16 protein-coding genes and 1 rRNA gene are annotated in these 20,009 nt (G+C 39.5%); 2 read left to right on the top strand and 15 right to left on the bottom strand.

Annotated elements, in window-relative coordinates:
• Positions 1-126: 126 nt before the first annotated feature.
• The 7 genes from E7K77_RS08865 to E7K77_RS08895 all read right to left on the bottom strand — a co-directional run bounded on the left by E7K77_RS08865 (position 127) and on the right by E7K77_RS08895 (position 7,464).
• Positions 127-1,065, bottom strand: coding sequence for a S66 peptidase family protein (locus tag E7K77_RS08865; protein ID WP_325306516.1), 939 nt, complete (start codon positions 1,063-1,065; stop codon positions 127-129).
• Between the two features lie 218 nt (positions 1,066-1,283).
• A complete protein-coding gene (locus tag E7K77_RS08870) occupies positions 1,284-2,885 on the bottom strand; it encodes a peptide ABC transporter substrate-binding protein (protein ID WP_314984059.1) in 1,602 nt (533 codons plus the stop codon).
• A complete protein-coding gene (locus E7K77_RS08875; RefSeq protein WP_314984060.1) occupies positions 2,882-3,700 on the bottom strand; it encodes a serine hydrolase in 819 nt (272 codons plus the stop codon). Before E7K77_RS08875 ends, E7K77_RS08870 begins: the two co-directional genes overlap by 4 nt.
• A gap of 12 nt (positions 3,701-3,712) precedes the next feature.
• Positions 3,713-4,660, bottom strand: coding sequence for an ABC transporter ATP-binding protein (locus E7K77_RS08880; RefSeq protein WP_308521222.1), 948 nt, complete (start codon positions 4,658-4,660; stop codon positions 3,713-3,715).
• Positions 4,660-5,640: an ABC transporter ATP-binding protein gene (locus E7K77_RS08885; protein ID WP_325306519.1), complete on the bottom strand. Its 981-nt coding sequence runs from the start codon at positions 5,638-5,640 to the stop codon at positions 4,660-4,662. Before E7K77_RS08885 ends, E7K77_RS08880 begins: the two co-directional genes overlap by 1 nt.
• On the bottom strand, positions 5,640-6,539 hold the full coding sequence (locus tag E7K77_RS08890; RefSeq protein ID WP_325306520.1) for an ABC transporter permease: 900 nt from the start codon (positions 6,537-6,539) through the stop codon (positions 5,640-5,642). The genes E7K77_RS08885 and E7K77_RS08890 overlap by 1 nt, the downstream gene beginning before the upstream one ends.
• Complete coding sequence (locus E7K77_RS08895; protein ID WP_325306522.1) at positions 6,532-7,464, bottom strand: ABC transporter permease; 933 nt, start codon at positions 7,462-7,464, stop codon at positions 6,532-6,534. Before E7K77_RS08895 ends, E7K77_RS08890 begins: the two co-directional genes overlap by 8 nt.
• Positions 7,465-7,599: 135 nt before the next feature.
• Between E7K77_RS08895 and E7K77_RS08900 the strand changes: the two genes are divergently transcribed.
• Together E7K77_RS08900 and E7K77_RS08905 are read left to right on the top strand one after the other, a co-directional pair.
• On the top strand, positions 7,600-8,433 hold the full coding sequence (locus E7K77_RS08900) for a pyridoxamine kinase (protein WP_325306524.1): 834 nt from the start codon (positions 7,600-7,602) through the stop codon (positions 8,431-8,433).
• Positions 8,434-8,454: 21 nt separating this feature from the next.
• Positions 8,455-9,039 carry a DUF805 domain-containing protein gene (locus tag E7K77_RS08905; RefSeq protein WP_325306525.1) on the top strand — a complete coding sequence of 195 codons (585 nt, stop codon included), beginning with the start codon at positions 8,455-8,457 and terminating at the stop codon, positions 9,037-9,039.
• A gap of 129 nt (positions 9,040-9,168) precedes the next feature.
• Here E7K77_RS08905 and E7K77_RS08910 read toward each other — a convergent pair whose 3' ends face one another.
• The 8 genes from E7K77_RS08910 to rrf form a co-directional block, all read right to left on the bottom strand.
• On the bottom strand, positions 9,169-10,338 hold the full coding sequence (locus E7K77_RS08910; protein WP_156696945.1) for a hypothetical protein: 1,170 nt from the start codon (positions 10,336-10,338) through the stop codon (positions 9,169-9,171).
• Between the two features lie 272 nt (positions 10,339-10,610).
• Positions 10,611-14,198, bottom strand: a complete 3,588-nt coding sequence (gene cydD, locus E7K77_RS08915; RefSeq protein WP_325306526.1) for a thiol reductant ABC exporter subunit CydD — start codon at positions 14,196-14,198, stop codon at positions 10,611-10,613.
• Between the two features lie 200 nt (positions 14,199-14,398).
• Entirely contained in the window at positions 14,399-15,418 is a 1,020-nt protein-coding gene (gene cydB / locus E7K77_RS08920) for a cytochrome d ubiquinol oxidase subunit II (RefSeq protein ID WP_008603507.1), read from the bottom strand.
• Complete coding sequence (locus E7K77_RS08925) at positions 15,409-16,797, bottom strand: cytochrome ubiquinol oxidase subunit I (protein WP_004695363.1); 1,389 nt, start codon at positions 16,795-16,797, stop codon at positions 15,409-15,411. Before E7K77_RS08925 ends, cydB begins: the two co-directional genes overlap by 10 nt.
• A gap of 84 nt (positions 16,798-16,881) precedes the next feature.
• Entirely contained in the window at positions 16,882-17,313 is a 432-nt protein-coding gene (locus tag E7K77_RS08930; protein WP_195213611.1) for an RrF2 family transcriptional regulator, read from the bottom strand.
• 221 nt (positions 17,314-17,534) lie between these two features.
• A complete protein-coding gene (locus tag E7K77_RS08935; RefSeq protein ID WP_155086521.1) occupies positions 17,535-18,029 on the bottom strand; it encodes a MogA/MoaB family molybdenum cofactor biosynthesis protein in 495 nt (164 codons plus the stop codon).
• Between the two features lie 8 nt (positions 18,030-18,037).
• Positions 18,038-18,898 (bottom strand): polysaccharide deacetylase family protein, encoded by an 861-nt coding sequence (locus E7K77_RS08940; protein WP_024061146.1) that lies wholly within the window; start codon positions 18,896-18,898, stop codon positions 18,038-18,040.
• Positions 18,899-19,911: 1,013 nt separating this feature from the next.
• Positions 19,912-20,009: ribosomal RNA gene (gene rrf / locus E7K77_RS08945) — 5S ribosomal RNA — on the bottom strand; the annotation flags it as partial.

The following is a 20,009-nucleotide window of genomic DNA, read 5'->3' on the forward strand; positions in this document are numbered from 1 at the left end:
TATTGTTATCTAATATCTTTATTATCTAATATTTTATTACCTAATATCTCGGTAACTACTATTTTTATCTAATATCTGTTTATCTGTTTGTCTGTTAACTAAAATCGTTCACCTAAAAGCTCTTATCTATTTCGTATAAGGATGAACGATGATGGTATTAGAAATATATCTAAAGCTAATCGTCGCTCCTAGCGGTAAGGTTTGATGTGGTGAACCATGTCCCGTTGGCACATAGCATGCAAAGGGATCTGGCATTTCTGGATTTCTATTTTCCTCCATGTAGCGCAATGCTTCATAACCTAAGTCATAATCTCGTTCATCTTCATCTCCTTCACAATCTGTAAAGGTGCCAATCACTAAGCCTTTAATGCGACTCAACAAACCACTGAGGCGAAATTGTTGTAACATACGATCCAGCTTATAAGGAGCCTCCCCTACATCTTCAATAAATAGTAAGGTATCCTCCCAAGATTCATCCTCTAAAAAATAAGGTGTTCCTGACAGAACGGATAATATCGTCATATTACCACCACGCAAAATCCCTTCTCCTAGCTCGGTACCAATCGCACCTCTAGGAGGTTCTGGCAAAGGTTCTATAACTTTTAATTTACCTTCTAAAACATTAAATAATGCATCAATATCTGCCTTACGTTCTGCTTTAAAATCTACCCCCATAGGCCCATGATACGTAATAAGGCGACTGTATCGATTGATAGCCATATGGAGCGCTGTACAATCACTGTATCCAACAAAAGCCTTACGATACTTGCGAATCGCTTTATAATCCAGTCGTTCTAAATAGCGCATCGTGCCATAACCACCCCGTAAGGCGAGCACCGCATCACAAGGGGCTGTAGTCATCATGTATTGAAACTCTGCGGCTTGCTCCTCAGGTGTGCCTCCATATAGCCCCTTTCGGCTTGCACTTTCACCCACAAGCACCTTATAGCCTTTAGCCTTACAAATTTCTTCTATTCTATGTAAATCTTCATCGCCAGCACTAGCAGGTGCCATAATACCTATGGTCATTCCCGGTGCCAAACGTTTTGGTTCAATCCAGTCCATATATCCTCAAAAAATACCAGTTAACTTCTAATGCATCAATATTAACATACCATATTTGTAACGTAATTTATAAAACATATGTAAAAAAAGTATGTAGCATAATGTAAAGTTTATGGCGTAATTCAAAATTTATATACTTATTTGTAGAAACAAATCTATAAAACATATTCATAAGATACAACAAAAGACGTACATCAGGTGTACGTCTTAAGTGTATCTTATTTGTATGCTTTTTTAAAGTCAACAAGGCCCAATGTGGTCCAGAAATAATTTTGAATTGTTCCGTTTGTTACATATGGTTGTGTTGTAAAGTACAACGGCATAACAAGAGATTCATCAAAGATCATTTTTTCTGCTTCATGCATCAACGCATCACGAGCAGCCCCATTTGGAGTTGTACGAATGCGAGCAATCAACTCATTATACTCATCACTATGGTACTGTCCATCATTATCTTCAGCAGAGAATACCTCTAAGAAGTTTTGTGGATCGCTATAATCAGCAACCCAAGAAGCGCGCGCAACTTGGTACTTACCAGCTTCACGGTCTGCTAAGAATACCTTTGTCTCTTGATTTTGTAAGCGTACATCTGCACCAAATGCATTTATCCAAGCATCTTGAATCGCTTCTGCAATAGCTTTATGTAATTCACTTGTATTATACAAAATCGTAATTTGTGGCAATGGACGATTCTTACCATAGCCAGCCTCTTTAAGGATTTTCTTGGCTTGCTCTACATCTTCGTATACGAGATAACTACCAGCTTCACGGAAGTCTTCACGGCCATTGCTTTCGAGCATACCATATGGTACAAACGCATAAGCTGGTTCTTTACCGCCTCTAACAATATTATTAACAATGTTAGCACGGTTGATAACCATAGAAAAGGCTTTACGCACATTTGGATCTGTGAAAGGTTCTGCTTTCACATTGAATACGTAATAATAGTTACCAAGCATAGGGCCAATATGTAATAAGCCTGCTTCTTCTAAACGTTTTTGATCCGCTACAGGAGGCTCAACAGTCATATCAGCTTCGCCACCTTCAACTAAGGTGAGACGCGTACTTTGAGACTCACTAATAGGCCAATTCATTTTCTCTGTTTTCACAGATTCTGCGTCCCAATAATTTGGATTCTTGATGAAATCCATTTCCCCATTATGCTTCCAAGAAAGCAAGCGATATGGACCATTGGATACTATAGTTTCCGCATTAGCTGCCCAATTTTCATGAGCCTCTACTGCTTTTTTGCTCACTGGATAATAGCTATGAGACGCTAATAGTTTCAAGAAATAAGCTGTTGGATTTTCTAAGGTAACTACCAATGTATCCTCATCAGTAGCCTTAACACCAACCTCTTCAGCCGTGGCTTTGCCAGTATTAAAGGCTTCGCCATTTTTCAATACATATAGCATGTATGCATTGTCCGCATGGACTTCAGGGTCTAATACGCGTTTCCAAGCGTATTCAAAGTCATAAGCCGTCAAAGGCTCTCCATTAGACCATTTCAAATTAGGTCGTAAATGGAAGGTATACTCACGGCCATCATCGGAGATTTCCCAATTTTTAGCAAGTGCTGCTTCTGGTTCACTTTCATCATTCAAACGAACTAGACCATCGAATAATTGAAGTTGAACCGTAGCCTCCGGAGAGGTAGTAGACTTTGCGGGATCCAATGTGGATGGTTCCTGCTCAATAACATAGCGGATTGTGTGTTCATCGATTGGTTGAACACCACGCGGGTACCCAAATACGAATAAGAGTACACTCACCCCTAGAGCGAGGACCATGAGTTTTAACAAGTTTCGTTTATCCATCATGGCAATGCTTCCTCTACAAATTCTTTCATGATGCGCCCAACTTGAGCGCCTAACTCTTTACCTCGGTCATTATCGATATCGCTCATTAAAAGAATAAAGCAGAAATGACCTCTAAATGTTTCTATTACACCCCCATCATGCTCTACGCGATCAAGGGATCCTGTTTTATGGTGAAAGCGTATGCCTTCTCCCCAGTAAAATGGTAAGATATCACGGAATTGTTGGCGACCTAAAATATTCCACATTTCTCGGCCATAAGCATCTCTATCACGACATTCAAAAATATGTTTATACAGACGAGCTAGTGACATGGCTGTAATGTAATTATCACGCCCTTCAGCCAAGGCTTTAAGGTCCATCATCATGCGATTAAGCTCCATCTCATCCAGACCAAGCTGTTCTGCTCGTGCATTGATGTTTTCCATACCAAGCACTGTGATGAGTAGATTTGTCGCAATATTATCACTAAGAACCATCATGAGACGGCACAACTCAAGATAGGTAAAACTGTGTTTACCAACTAACTCTTGTAGTGCGCCGCCACCTTCAACGCGTGGAGTTCTAGATAAAGGAACGGTATCATTAATGTCCAATTGCTCAGTACGAGCTAAATGAAAGACATATTCCATAATAAGTACCTTAATTAAACTCGCACTAGAATGTACAGTATTTTCACCTCTAGCTGCGATGAGTGTTGGTTCCTCTTCATCATCAAATTGTAACACTGCATAAGATATATTTCCTGCTGGAGCCAATTCTTTAATGACTGTATCTAGTTGATGTTCCAGGGACTTGCCAACAATTAGTTTTTCCATACTATTCTCCCATTATATGTGCCAGCATGCGATGCGGCGATCAGCCCAGTCTCGAAGTGGTGGACGTTCTGTAAAACAACGCCCTTCCGCTTCTGGGCATCGACCACTAAACAAACAGCCTTTTGGCGGTTCTAGTGGATTTGGTGGATCCCCTTTAAGAGGTGCCCCAATTGGTGCATGTGGCATAACTGGACCATTTAAGGCCGTCAATGCACGGGTATACGGATGTTGTGGAAATTCATATAAGTCCAATGCAGGACCTTCTTCCATAACAGCACCTAAATACATAACAACCATGCGATGACTAATGTAACGCACCATGTTTAAATCATGAGAAATAAAGAGGTACGAAATACCATGCTGTTCTTGTAAACGTTCAAGTAATGTCATAATTTGTACTTGAATCGACACATCTAACGCAGAAATCGGCTCATCACAGATGATACATTGAGGCTGCATAATAAGAGCCCGTGCAATGCCGATACGTTGACGTTGACCACCAGATAATTCATGAGCATAACGCTCACCAAAAGACATATTTAAGCCAACTTGGTCAAGCACCTCTTTTACGCGAATAACTCGATCCCGAGGTGTGTACTTCGGGTCCAATTCTAAAGGCTCCTCTAAAATCGCATTAACTGTAAGTCGTGGATTAAGGGATGCATAAGGATTTTGGAATACCATTTGCATCACTGGATGTACAGCCTTTCTATCTACATAAGGATTGATATATTGACCATTCATATAAATAGAACCAGATGTAGCTTGATGTAATCCCATCAAGGTATAACCAAATGTAGATTTACCACATCCAGATTCACCTACGATACCAAGGGTTTCCCCTGGTGATTGATATAGGCTCACGCCTTGTACAGCGTGTACCGTTTGTTTTGGCTTAAATAAGCCGCCTGACAGGGTGAACTCTTTAACGAGATTGTCAGTCTCCCATACGTAACTCATTAAAGTCCCTCCAACTTAGCTAACCAACATGTAAACTGATGACTTTCACCAACATTTGTAACCATCGGAACCCGATTACCACAAATTCGCATAGCCCACTTACAACGAGGATTAAAAGCGCATCCACGTGGTAAGTCAAATAAATCAGGAGGTTGACCTTCAACGGCCTTCAATTCACCATGCCATTTACCTTGTGGCAATGCTAGTAATAGCCCCAATGTATATGGATGACGAGGTTCGCTAAAGATACCATCTACCGTAGCAGACTCAACACATTTACCTGCGTACATAACCATAACACGATCGCAAATTTGAGCGATAACACGTAAGTTGTGAGAAATAAAGATGATACCAATGCCAGCCTCTACGGCTAACGTTTGCATAAGGCGCAAAATTTGTGCCTCTGTAGTAATATCAAGAGCTGTTGTGGGCTCATCACATATCAAAATCTTAGGACGACCGGCCACCGCCATAGCGATACATACGCGTTGACGCATACCGCCACTCAACTCATGAGGATATTGAGACAAACGTCGTTCCGGTGTAGATAGGCCCATCTTCTTCAACAAATCGATGGCAATGGCCCTTTCATCGTAATCTTCACCATACGCATTTGTACGATGGATAACCTCATACATTTGCTCCCCAATCGTCATGATAGGATTCAAAGAGGTCATAGGATCTTGGAACACCATGGCAACCGTCGTACCACGAAGTTCATTCCAATCATCTTCAGTAAATCCAAGACAATCGTGACCATCAATCATAAATGTATCCGCTTTAATTTTAGTTTTACCATATGGCAATAAGCCCATTAAAGAGTTAACTAAAACGGATTTACCACATCCAGATTCACCTACAATACCTAATATCTCACCACGCTCTAAGGAAATATCTTGATTGCGAATAACTCGCAACGGGCCTTGGAAGGTATTGATGGTAATGGATACATTACGCACATCAACAATAGCGTTATTCATTATCTATCTCCTTCCTTAGGGTCTAATACATTGCGCAAGCCATCGCCAAGGAAAGCGAAACCAAGCATGGTAACACTAATAGCAACAGCTGGGAAAATCAATTGGAATGGATAGGAGCGCATGCTACTAATCCCTTCAGAAGCTAATACGCCCCAGCTCGCCATAGGTGCATTTACACCTAAGCCGATAAAACTAAGAAATGCTTCTGTAAAAATTGCCTCTGGAATGGCCAATGTTAAAGTAATAATGATAGGCCCTACACAGTTTGGTAAAATATGACGTAATAAAATGCGATACTTCGGAATACCCATGGATTCTGCTGCGATGATGTATTCTTCGTTTTTAACTTTCAAAATTTGGCTACGTACGATACGAGCCATATTAAGCCAGTACGCAATACCTAATGCTACGAAAATAGATATAAGACCGGGTCCAAGTACAACCATCAACAAGATAACATATAGTAAAAGTGGAATGCCGTACAAAACATCTACAATGCCCATCATGATACGGTCTACTTTACCACCCATATAACCTGCAATACCGCCATAGGCAACGCCGATTACAAGGTTGATGAAAGCTGCCACAAAACCAATGGTTAAGGAAATACGCGCACCATACATAACACGCGTATAAATATCACGGCCCAATGTATCCGTACCAAACCAATGACTAAAGCTTGGACTTTGGTTCGCATCGATTAAAGATTGATCCGCATATGTATAAGGTGAAATAAGTGGCCCTAAGATAGCAAGTACAATCATCACTAAGATGATGCTCGCCCCGACTACGGCCAAACGATTTACCTTAAATTTCTCCCATTTACTAGGACGCTTTATAAAACTAGTAATCTCTTCTTGAGGGGCCCGTTCAATAGGTAAAAAGTCTTCCTTATTCATTCGAACCCTCCTCTGTTGTAACGCGTGGATCGATTAATGGATAGATCATATCCACCAAAATATTAAGAAATACTACAAGAGCACTATAGAAAATTGTAATACCAAGAATAACTGTATAATCACGGTTATAAATTGATGTTACAAAATACTGACCTAACCCAGGAATCGCAAAAATTGTTTCAACGATAAAGCTACCCGTTAACAAGCTAGCTGCCAATGGGCCTAAGTACGTAATAACTGGCAAAATCGCATTACCTAGTGCATGACGAGTCAAAATCGTCCAAGAACCTAGACCTTTTGCACGAGCTGTACGAATGTATTCTTGTTGATACACATCAAGTAAACCACTACGCGTTAAACGAGCAATAAAGGCCATCGGTTGTGCTGCTAATGTTAACACAGGCAACACCATATAAGATGGGCCACGCCATAAAGCTACCGGGAACCAGCCCAGTTCAAAGCCTACTATGTACACAAGGACAGCACCGATAATAAATGTAGGCACAGATATACCGATTGTAGATAATATAGTCACCGCATAGTCCACAATACTATTAGGTCTCATAGCGCTTATAGCACCAGCTGTAATACCACCAACTACAGCGACCATTAAAGATAATAAACCGAGCTGCGCGGAAATTGGAAATGCATCGCTAATAATATCGTTTACACTACGGCCTTCATACTTAAATGATGGGCCCAAGTCACCTGTAATGACGCCACCTAAATAGTCTCCATATTGTTTCCACACAGGATCATCGAGATGATACTTTGCCTCGATACTTGCTTTCACCTGAGGCGGTAATTTCTTTTCTGTTGTAAAAGGCCCACCAGGTATCGCATGCATTAGTGCAAACGTTACAGTAATGATGACCCATAAGATTATGATTGCGCCACCTAGGCGTCGAAATACATACCTTGTCATTGTCACTTTCCTCCATAAAAAGTCTATTCGTTTTATTATACTACACTATGAAGTTAATTTCATGATTAACATCATTACATTTACAGAAAGCCTTACATAACGTACAATAAAATATATATTTATTTGGAGGTGTCTATGACAGCAGTACCTAGAGTTTTAACAATTCAAGACATGAGCTCTATCGGACGCTGTGCTCTTACCGTTATGATTCCAATCATCAGTGCCATGCGCTGTCAGGCGGTTCCTTTGGCAACAGCGGTACTAAGCAATCACTTAGAGTATCCACACTATGAATTCGTAGATTTATCTGCTCATATGAGAGATTTTATGGACTGCTGGGATAAGAACGAAATTGACTTTCACGCTATCGTAAGTGGTTTCTTGGCATCGCCAGAACAAATTCACCTCGTCGAAGAAGCTATCAATCGATTTGCCTCTAATGACCAAATGGTTATCGTCGATCCCGCAATGGCCGACGATGGTCGCCTCTATTCCATTTATACTCCTGATATGGTTGTAGCTATGCGCCAACTCGTATCTAAGGCTCACATCGTAAAACCAAACTATACTGAGGCTTGCTTCTTATTAGATATTCCATTCTCGACAGACCCTATTAATGAGGATGAATTGCGCAAACGGTGTAAACAGTTACATCATATGGGGCCTGAAATGGTTATCATGACCAGTGTTCCATCGGAAACGCATGCGGTCATTGCCGTCTATAATGGTCCTACAGACCTTTTAAAAACATACTCGATTCCTCTAGTACCTGTAAAAGCTACAGGCACAGGAGATATTTTTACTGCTGTATTATCAGGTGCAGTAATGAGAGGATATTCACCTTATGATGCGGCAGAACTGGCAATGAATTTTACTACCAAAGCGATTCAAGCTACATTAGATACAGTAAAATCAATGAAACATGGTGTTGCATTTGAGCTCATCTTGCCAGAATTAACTCAACTATAAGCTAAAAATGAAGGGGAACTTATGGACTTACTTTATGTTGTATTACGAACATTGCTCATATGTATCATTGGTTTGCTCATTGCATTCCAAGGACGTCGCATGGGACTATCGATTTTTAATCTGACGGGACGGTTAAATAGACTACAATTTATCATATGCTTCATCGCTTTGATGATTTTATTCCACATCGTTCACTATATCGATGAAATACTCTTAGACTTTGTCGTATCCTTACCGGCATATTGGTTGACTAGAGTCATTGTCTGGCTCTTATTAGCAACCCTCTTCCCATTATCTTGCGTCTTATTTGGTCGTCGTATTCACGACATCGGCTTCAATGCATGGGCAGGAATTCTTTGGTCGATAATTATGATCTTCGTTAATACTTACTCGGCTGTCTCTCCATTCAATTACATGCTAGAGCTTTTTATATGGCTCATCGGCTTCCTATTCTGGGTATTGCCAGGACAACCTGAGCCTAACCAATACGGTAATCCTCCATTTATGCCTGTAAATCAGCCAACATATGAATCAGTACAAACTTCTGTATCAAGCAAAAAACAAGAAAACCGCAAACCAGCTCGAAAACGTCGTAAAAAACGATAACCAAAATTAATAACTTGTAATCAAAAAAACGTATCTCTCATTGATATGTCCCCATTTTATTGGATATCCAGTAAAGGGGGACATATCACACATAGAGATACGTTTTTATATTTTATATTTCTTACGATATTAATTCATCAGTAACATCAACTCAATCAATGTACAGCCGATATAAGCAATAATAAACTTAACCTTTTGTTTACGCGCTCTATCATCATCTGCAATTTTAAGACGATTAGCAAGGAATCGCTTATCTCGAATTTGCAACAAGAGGTGTTTGATTCGCTCCTGGCTTTCATTGGCTGTATCCTCATCACAATCAGATGTCAATGTAGCTTGTTGCATGAAGATACGACGATGTAGTTTACGCATTTGAATTTTGATATTGTTATGTACAAACGCACTTTGCCACTGTTTGCGGGAATCAAAATACATGTACAAATACCGCGGAATATTCATAACTAAGAAGGAAATGATGAAAATCCCCAATGAAATCAAAAAGTACGTGGAGAACGAGAACTCTAACGTTTCCGTCGGTAAGTAGTGATGCAAGATAATAAATGTAATCCATACACCAATTGGCAACAAAAGAACTGCTGCAATATCAATAGAACGAAGCCAGCTAGTGCGAGTCGGCACATCAGGCACCGTAAAAGTATCTACAGGATCATGGAACGCATAGTAATCTAACTGCAACACAGATTGACTGGTACGCGGGTTCCCCAACAAAACAGGTCCATTGCTACCAATATGGCGCTCAGGCATAGGTATGAATTTTTTCACTTGTGTATTAGGCAATAAGTCAAACTGGATAATCCCTTTCTTCTCAAAGCGTACGGTAGATCCTTTTTCTCCCAATGCAATAGGGTTAAAGAATATACCAAAAAGACTGAGACACCAGTTTCCCAACAAGTGTAAAATAGAGTTCAAAATAAACCCACCTGTATCTATATTATTTGTATCAAGTCGAATTGCAAAAGATGATGAATAATCATCAAACCATAGATCCTCTAAGGTGAATTCCACATTAATCACATTCCCCCATTTTGTAATAATGGATAGGAATATTTGATTGTTTGGTTCAAATTCAAATGTTATAGCATAAAAGAACCAATGATTGCGAAGAGCGGCACGCAACATGCGATTAACCATATCTTCTTCAATATATAGTAAACGATGGTCAAACAAATCTTGTTCTAAAGGCGCTTTCTCTAATACAGGTGCCTTATCCACCACCGCATCACGATCAGATAATGCTTCATCCACCAAAGCTCGTAATTTGGTGAAGATTTTAGTCATAACCCCTCCAAGGGTGAAAAAATAGGTTTTAATATAAAAATTATACCATATGTTGCATGATTTATCGATAAAAGTATACTACATATACTATTAAATATAAATATAACTAAAGCCCCTTTTTACATAGCAAAAGGGGCTTTATTACTGTAGTTTAATATTGTCCCTATTATAATTTAATATTCATAATAGGTCTTAAATTGCAACATGAAATTAAAATATTGTCCAATCTACAATCAAGCATTTGTAATAGATACTTTTATTGATATTTAGTTTTATTGAATACTTGCCATAGATAAATAACAGTATTCATAGAAACACCCTCGAAGAGCTATCAATTCTTCATACGTTCCATCTTCAACAATTTGACCTCTATCCATAAATATAATTCGATCCATTTGTTCTAAACCTTCCAATTGATGCGTAATATATAGACATGTCTTACCATCTACATAATGCATCAAATCACGATGCAAGGCTTTTCGTGTTACTTGATCTAAACCCTCTAAAGGTTCATCTAATAAAATAATTTTAGGATTGCGTAAGAACAATCTAGCTAATGCAATTCTTTGACGCTCGCCACCACTCAAACCTTGTCCTCCACTACCTACAATCGTATTCATCCCCTCTGGTAATTTTTCGACTACGGAACACAATGAGGCGCGATTAATGGCTTGCTCTAAGTCTTCTTTAGACGCCTCAGGTCTAGCAAGACGTATATTGTCTTTAAAGGATGCATTAAAAATATACGTATCTTGAGTTATAGTTCCCAATGCATTACGCCAAGTATCAATTGAAATATCTTTCAACTCCACTGCACCTATACGAATGGAACCACCATAATCATATAGTCGCTCAAGCATATTAAACAATGTCGTCTTGCCAGATCCACTAGCCCCAACGATAGCAATAGATTGTCCTTGTTGAATATGTAGTCTAAGATTCTCATAAATATGGCGATATTCATCATAACCAAAGGATACATCTGTAAAAATAATATCATCATTAGGATTAAATGATTTTGGTGATATAGGATCTACAATAGATATAGGTTCATTACTAAGAGCCATGAGACGACTTGTAGCAACTTTACTTTCTGCACCATGATGAACTGCCGCGATCATAGGTTGTAACGCTTCAAACCAAGCCTGAGTACCAATGGCAGCCACCGCTACCATAACACTGGCCCAAGCACCTGTTAATGCATTAGAGGCCATAATAGCTACAATAACTACAGTTAACTGAACACCGCCTATGAATAGTGTATTACCCATATTCATGCCACGCTCAATAGTACCTTTTTGAGCATCTACATTACGCATCATATGCTGAATACGCTTATATACCATTTCTTCATTACCATAACTAATCACATCTTCCAGGCTATCCATAGTATCACTTAAAAGCGCTTTATAATCACCTTGTTGGGGCCCAATCGCACGTAAAGATTGTTTATTATACGAATAAACAACCAAAGGTACTATTACACCTAATACGAAGGCCGACAAAAGAATAGGTATAATCAAACTATTGTCAATTGTAGAAACTCCATATGCAATCAATATAGTCAAGGCAACGGCTGCTACGGGTGGAATCAAAGTGCGCAAGTAGAAGAATTGTAATACCTCTATATCCCCCATGATGCGTCCCAACATATCACCTGCCCCAAACCGTTTGAGTATAGCAGGTGCCAATGGTTCCAAATGAGCATAAAACCACAAGCGCAAGCCATAGAGTCCTTGGAATGCCATGCGATGAGATGTATAGCGCTCAAAATAACGACATACAGCACGACTAACACCGAAAAATCGAACTCCTACGATTGCAAGACTTAAATAAGTAAGTCCTGGTTGCAGTGCGGCAGATGCCAATAGCCAAGAGGATACTGTCAAAAGCCCAACATTCATAAACACTGTTAAGAATGTAAATAGCAAGGCCAATACTAATGACCACTTAGCGGGACTCAATACAGAAAACAACAATTTCCAACCTTGTAAGCCCATATTAGAATCTTTTGCATTATCTTTAAAGGTCTCAGTATATTTAACAAATTTAACAAAATGCTCTGTACTATTGATAGGTGTATCTACGACCAATGTATTCTCTGAATCAAATTGTTTTCCAATATACAATGGTTCTTCAAGAGTTGCTGATAATTGCCCTAAGCCAGATGTAACAAGGTCTTTAAAATACCCCTCTTCTTCAAGTAGGTCATGATAAGAACCTTCTTGAATAATTAATCCATTTTTCAAGACATATAGTTTAGATGCCCAGTGCATAGTTTGTAAGCGATGTCCAATAATGATAACAATCTTATTTTCCATCAAACGCTGGATAGCTGCACTTATAATGGATTCTGTTTTTACATCTAGATGTGCTGTCACTTCATCAAGAATCAACACCTGACCCTTTCGGAGGAATGCACGAGCTAAAGCAATACGCTGTCGTTCACCACCACTAAGGCCTAAACCACCTTCTCCAATAACCGCATCAAGCCCATCTTGTTGTCGATTAATAACATCTAATAGTTGAACCTCTTTGCAAGCATCGAGAATATCTGCATCACTTACATCCATACCAAAGGATAAAACCTCTCGTAAGGACCCTTTCATAATATGTGGATGCTGAGACACGTAGGTAATTTGCTGACGCCACCAGTTGATATCTAAATCACATATATCAATGCCATCGATAGTAACTGTTCCTTTCGGAGCCTGTAAAAACCCTCCAACAATATGGGCCATAGTAGATTTACCAGCTCCGCTTTCACCAACGAGCATAATAGGTGCATTACGTTCAGCCTGCAGCGTAATGTGGTGTACCCCATTCTCACTATTTTTATAGGTGAAAGTTAAATCTTTAATTGCAATTTCCTGTATAGGCTTATCAAGTTTAGACTCACCACCTACTGGTAAATAAGGTGGACGCTGCATGAATTCTTCATACTTCAGAATAGATGTTTTCCCTGCCATCCCTGTGTGGAAAGCTGCCCCCAATTGTCTAAATGGAGTATAGAACTCCGGCGCTAACAACAAAATAAAGAAGGCTGAAAAGAATGTGACTTCACCATCTAATAAGGTTAGACCTAAATATACCGCAATCAGAGCAGTACTAATTGTACTCACTAATTCAAGTACTAATGCAGATAAAAAGGCTACGCGCAACACGCGTAAAGTGGAATCTTTAAACTCTTGAGATAATCGACCAATAACCTTAATTTGATCCTTTGCACGGCCAAAGAGCTTTAGCGTAGTAATCCCTTGTAGTACATCTAAAAAATGCCCCGATAGGAAGCTCATACGTTCCCATTGTTCCTTATTTAATCGATCAGCTTGCTTCCCAATCAAGATCATAAAAAATGGAATTAAAGGCACCGTAACAATCAAAATAATACCAATTATTGGCAATGTATTTACAATGGCAATCCCCATAATAAGAGGAATCATAATAGCATATAAAATCTGCGGAATGTAACGTGCTATGTAAGCATCTACTTGTTCTAAACCATCGGTAAGCATATGGATGACATCGCCATGACGTTCCTTATGCTGTATACCGAGCTTAAACATATGCGCCAAAGAGCGTTCTCTAAAGGATGCTTTTACAGCACTTCCCAAATGATTTGCTACCGCCTCTTGAACATAATGAGCCACCAATCTCACAATAATAGCAATAAACAAATAAATAATGGTGTTCGTTTCGTCAGCTAGTGTATGCTCCAAAAATATAAGATTATTTATTAAGGTTCCAAAGAACCAGGCTTGCCCAACAATGGACAGACTTTCTACTAAACAGGTTAAGCCGAGTAGCACAAGCGGTCCTTTATGTTCTAGCAGCGCTTTAAATGCGGTACGCTGTATCATACTATCCTCTACGGTAAATCTATTTAAATATATAAACTCAAACAAATTTAAATCCCTATTACTAAGCCTACAAGAGTCCAAGTGAATCTAAATTTATCAATATTATATTCATCTTACCATAAAAAAGAGGCGTGCCGCTACGGCACGCCTCACATTAAGACCTAATTTTTACAACTTACATAAGTTGTAAAGCTATACTATTAATAGTGTAAATCTTTTTCTGTTACACGATGACGGAATGTCCAATATACCCAAGATTGGTAAACCAAAATAATTGGCACAAATACGAAGGCTACACAAGTCATCAAAGTCAACGTATAAGTAGAGTTAGCTGCATTAGTAATAGTCAAGCTCCACTCAGGATTCAAAGAAGAAACCATGATGCGAGGGAACAAACCTGCAAAGTATGCAGCTGTTACAGAAATAACAGATAAACAACTGAATAAGAAACCCCATTTTGTATTTCGAGTGCGTGCTGCACCCCAAGAAATGAGGAAGGACATGATAGCTAATGCAAAGCAAACTATAGCTAATACAGAATTAAACAAATCTGTATACACGTAAGTTGCACCTACCAATGCCAATGCACCGATAGCTGTAGGAACACCTACTACCAAGGATGCCGCACGAGCGCGCTCAGAAACAGCACCAGCTGTTTTAATAGAAGTAAATAAACCACCATGGTATGTAAATACCAAAATGAACGCAATACCACAAAGTATGGTGTATGGACTTAATAAATCAGAAAAAGTACCAACATATGTCATACTTGCATCAATTGGAGTACCTTGAATCAAGTTACCTACTGTAACACCCCACAATAGTGCAGGAATCAAGGAACCAAAGAAGATGCAGTAGTCGAATGTTTTACGCCATAACAAATTAGGGCTCTTAGAACGGAATTCAAAGGATACACCACGAATAATAAGAGCTGCAAGCATCAAAAATAGAGCCAAGTAGAATCCACTAAACAATGTAGCATACACGTGAGGGAAGGATGCGAATAATGCCCCTCCGGCAGTAATCATCCAGACTTCATTACCATCCCACACTGGACCTAAGGCATTGATCATTTGTCGACGTTCAACGTCAGTTTTACCAATGAATGGCAACAAAATACCAGTACCATAGTCAAAACCTTCTAATAAGAAGAAGCCAGCGAATAGTACAGTAATTAAGATAAACCATACCACTTCAAGGTTATTAAAAATTAATTCCATAATCTTGCCTCCTCTTTTTCAACTACATCATGAGATGGATTTCCATCTGGACCTTTTTTAATGTGTTCTACAGCAAGGTAGATAGCCGCGATAGCAGCCACGATATACACAAGTGTAAAGCCGATGATTGTAGTCATAATTTCTGGAGCCGTTACGGATTTAGACGCACCATCTGCAGTCAATTGCAAACCATATACAAGCCATGGTTGACGACCTGCTTCCGCTACAAACCAACCAGTGGAGTGAGCGATGAATGGCAATGGCAACATCCAGAACATAATTTTTAAGAATGTACGATTTTCAACAAGCTTGTCTTTTGCATTTAGGATAAGACCTACAAAGGCAACAAGTAACATAAGAGAACCGGATGCTACCATGACACGGAATGTCCAGAAGATTGCTGGAACATCTGGAATATAGTTGCCAGGGCCATATTGAGCCTCCGCTTTTGCTTGAAGGTCTTTGATACCTTCTACCTTACCAGACGTAAAGGAGTTTTGAGTCAAGAAGGATAAACCACCAGGAATTTCAAGAGCACCTGTATTCTTTTGTGCTTTAGTATCAATATTAGCTACCAAAGAGAATGGCGCTGGATCTTGTGTTTCCCACAACGCTTCCATAGCAGCCATTTTCATAGGTTGTACTTTTGTGATGTATTGACCTTGATGATGACCAGCTAATGCACCTAAAGTACCAAATACAAGTGCGATAACCATGCCCCATTTAGCGGAGCGGCGGTAGAACTCTGTCGCATTATTACGCAATAAGTGCCATGCACTGATTGCCATAATAATTACACCAGCTGTTAATAAACCATTCAATACGATATGGAAAAATTGTCCAGGTACATAGCCATTTTGAACGATGGTCAGGAAATTTTCCATCTCTGCACGGCCATTGCGTAATACAAAGCCTACAGGATGTTGCATAAAGGAGTTGGCTACGAGAATCCAGAACGCAGATAAGTTAGTACCTAACGCTACAAATGTAGCTACAAGGGCGTGAACACATTTATGTAAGCGGTCCCAACCGAAAATCCAAACGCCCATGAATGTAGATTCCAAGAAAAATGCCATTAATGCTTCAAGGGCCAATGGGGCACCAAAAATGTCACCCATAAAACGAGAATATTCTGCCCAGTTCATACCGAAATGGAATTCCTGAACAATACCAGTCACCACACCCATGGCAAAGTTAATTAGGAACAATTTCCCCCAGAACTTAGCCATTTTTTTGTATACTTCTTTACCAGTCGACACATAGGTCCACTCTAAAGCAGCAACAGTCACTGTCATACCTAGTGTGAACGGCACAAATAACCAGTGATAGATAGATGTTAGCGCGAATTGCAATCGGGCTAAATCTACAGCTTCAAACATGTGTTTTCCTCCTTAGAATAAAATACTAACATCACTTGACGAGCTTTTACAAAAAACCTTGCATCATTGCGACTGTAAAAAAGCTCAAGCCTCAGCAATAATCAACTGTTCTCGTTGGGCAAGGGTCTTAAAATTAACTGCTTCCAACTGATTAATCAATTGATGCTGAATCACGCCCATTGCTTCATTTATAGCGCAATGCCCCTTACAAGACTTAGAGCAAGAACCTACATCATATAAACAACGTTGTAAATACGCATCCCCTTCTACTGCTCTAATTACATCAAGCAACGAGATCTCTTGAGGGCTTCGATTCAGAGCAAACCCGCCATCTACCCCTCGGAAAGATTTCATAATTCCTGCTGCAATGAGACTACGCATAATCTTGAGCAAAAAGCGTTCTGGAATCAACTCTTGCTCAGCCAATACAGCACCAGTTACCTTCGAGCCCGAAGGTAGTAGCGCCATATGCAAGACCATGCGAAATGCATAATCCGTGGCCTGATTTAACTTCATAAAGTCTCCTTTCTCATGCACTCGGACAAACGTATTACTAAATCTAGTATAAATGAAATAAAACAATACTGCAATGGTATTGTTTTAAACAGAATAAATTAATTCACTTACTTCTCATGCTCATATTTTATGAATCAATTACCTACTTTTATATCCATCAAATATTGATTGTCATCATATATAAAAAGACTGCTCTCAAAAGAACAGTCTCAATATATGTATTATTTTGTAATTTCTCGCACCAAATGGCCCATTTCAGGAATGATTAGTTTGCTCATCGCCAAGGTGACGGCCCCAACAGACCCAGGAACGGAGAACATTAAAGTATTGTTATTAACACCAGCTTCTGCACGAGATGCCATTGCTTTTGTTCCAATATCCTCCGTATAGGATAAATATCTAAAGATTTCACCAAAACCTGGGATATGCTTTTCATATAAGCTATTTACCGCCTCGATGGTAACATCTCTCATAGCAATACCAGTTCCCCCAGTAGATATAATGACATCAATAGACTCATCATTACACCATGGAGTCATAGCATTTATTATAGCCTCACAATCATCAATTACAATTTTGCGATCTGCTACAATATGATTTGCTGCTTCCAAAAATTCTTGAACCTTGTTGCCTCCTTTATCAGTTTCTAATGTACGAGTATCAGATACAGTTAATACTGCAACACGTAATGGTCTTGCTACAACTTCGTAAGACATAGTTCCTCCTAAAATAAAGGCACAATAGACGCCAATATCGGCCATCCATTATCGCGTAATGTATCACGCAATGCCCATGTATACTTAATAAGCGGTGCACAATGTAGGCGCAACCAGAAAGATAAATACGGTGTATCTCCTTGGAATACAGCTAGTCGATTTAGAGCATATAAATTATCCCCTGGCTTTACTGTTCCTGGTTGAACTGTGAAAGCCATTTTATACCCAGACTGTTTAGTAACATATTGAACGAGCATATCATTAAAACCACCAGGATACGCCAAATAATTGATAGGTTCTCCTAAAATACCTTCCATAGATGTTTTACCACCAAGAATGGCATCAGGCAATTCTGTAGGATCCATATGAGTTAGTATCTTATGATGATTTGTATGCCCTTGAATATCAAATCCTGCCGTCTCCATTTGACGCATTTGTGCTGTATTTACAAAACCAGGCGTATTGGCTGCGTCACTAATCATGAACAAAGTAGCTTTCATATTATATGCTTTTAATATAGGCAATGCATGTTCATAATTATCTACATAACCATCGTCAAATGTTATTACGATTGGCTTCTCTGGTAACTCCGTACCATTTTGCAAATACTCATACAATTGATCCAATGATATCGTATGATATCCATGATTATGGAGGTATTCCATCTGCTCCTTAAACTGATCCACATGCAATGTTAAAGCAGAGTGTTTCTCATCATTTATTTGATGATAATTAAGTACTGGTACACCATATAACTTGTAATTTGAAGACAGTCCCCACATAACCCCAATCGAAACCGCTAAAATTGCAATACATATTGCAATACAATATAACAACTTTTTAATACAGCTCTTGCCATATTTATACATATAAAATAATCACTCCCATCGACTTACATACATAATGAGAATACCACATATAAGTGGCTATTATCAAGAAAATCCCTCATAAGATTAATATAAAAACGGTTGATGCAATGAATCTGTCGTCGCTTAATTCTTATTACCTTTAACTTTCCCTACTTGCTTCCTCACTGTGGATTTCCCTTCACCGCTTAGCAGTTCGGTAAATCTTACGTTCGGAAGAAGATGGTGTGTGAGCCCCATACGTCGTTTAATCCTAATTACTTTTCGCTTGCCCTACTTGCTTCCTCACTGTGGATTTCCCTTCTCTGCTTCGCAGTTTGGTAAATCTTACGTTCGGAAGAAAGTGATGTATGGGCCCCATATGTCGTTTTATTCTATTTACTTGCCCTACTTGCTTCCTCACTGTGGATTTTCCTTCACCGCTTCGCGGCTTGGTAAATCTTACGTTCGGAAGAAAGTGATGCAGTGAATCTGTCGTCGCATTGCTCCTCCATCTTCTACTGCCCTACTTTTCCCACGCCGTCTCTATTGATCAATACACATAGACAATACTTCTACAACCTTGGCTGAAAACGGCTCTAGAAGGAATTAGAATGTGCTCATTAGAGCACAAAAATAGAGGGCCAACCCTTTGGTTGACCCTCTATTTCGTTAATCAGCGAGTTCTTATGTACGGTTCTTTGCTCCAGGATACGGGGTGTTCGTCGCTGTGGAAGGACCTATGTAGCTGCGCTACATATCCATCTTACGCTCCGAACTAAGCGATGCAGTGAATCTGTCGTCGTTTAATTCTTATTACCTTTAACTTGCCCTACTTGCTTCCTTACTGTGGATTTCCCTTCACTGCTTCGCAGTTCGGTAAATCTTACGTTCGGAAGAAAGTGATGCAGTGAATCTGTCGTCGCGTTGCTCCTCCATCTTCTACTGCCCTACTTTTACTGCCCTGCTTACCAGGTCCCCTGGGAGGATAGGAAGCCATACAAAAAAAAGACACACCCTCAAGTGTGCCTTTAATCAATCAGCAGCTTCCTATCCTCCCAGGCCGTCTCCAGCCAAGTACTTTCGGCGTTTATGAGCTTAACTACTGTGTTCGAGATGGGAACAGGTGGATCCT

It is taken from the genome of Veillonella parvula, assembly GCF_032577575.1.
In the GTDB taxonomy this organism is placed as follows: Bacteria; Bacillota; Negativicutes; order Veillonellales; family Veillonellaceae; genus Veillonella.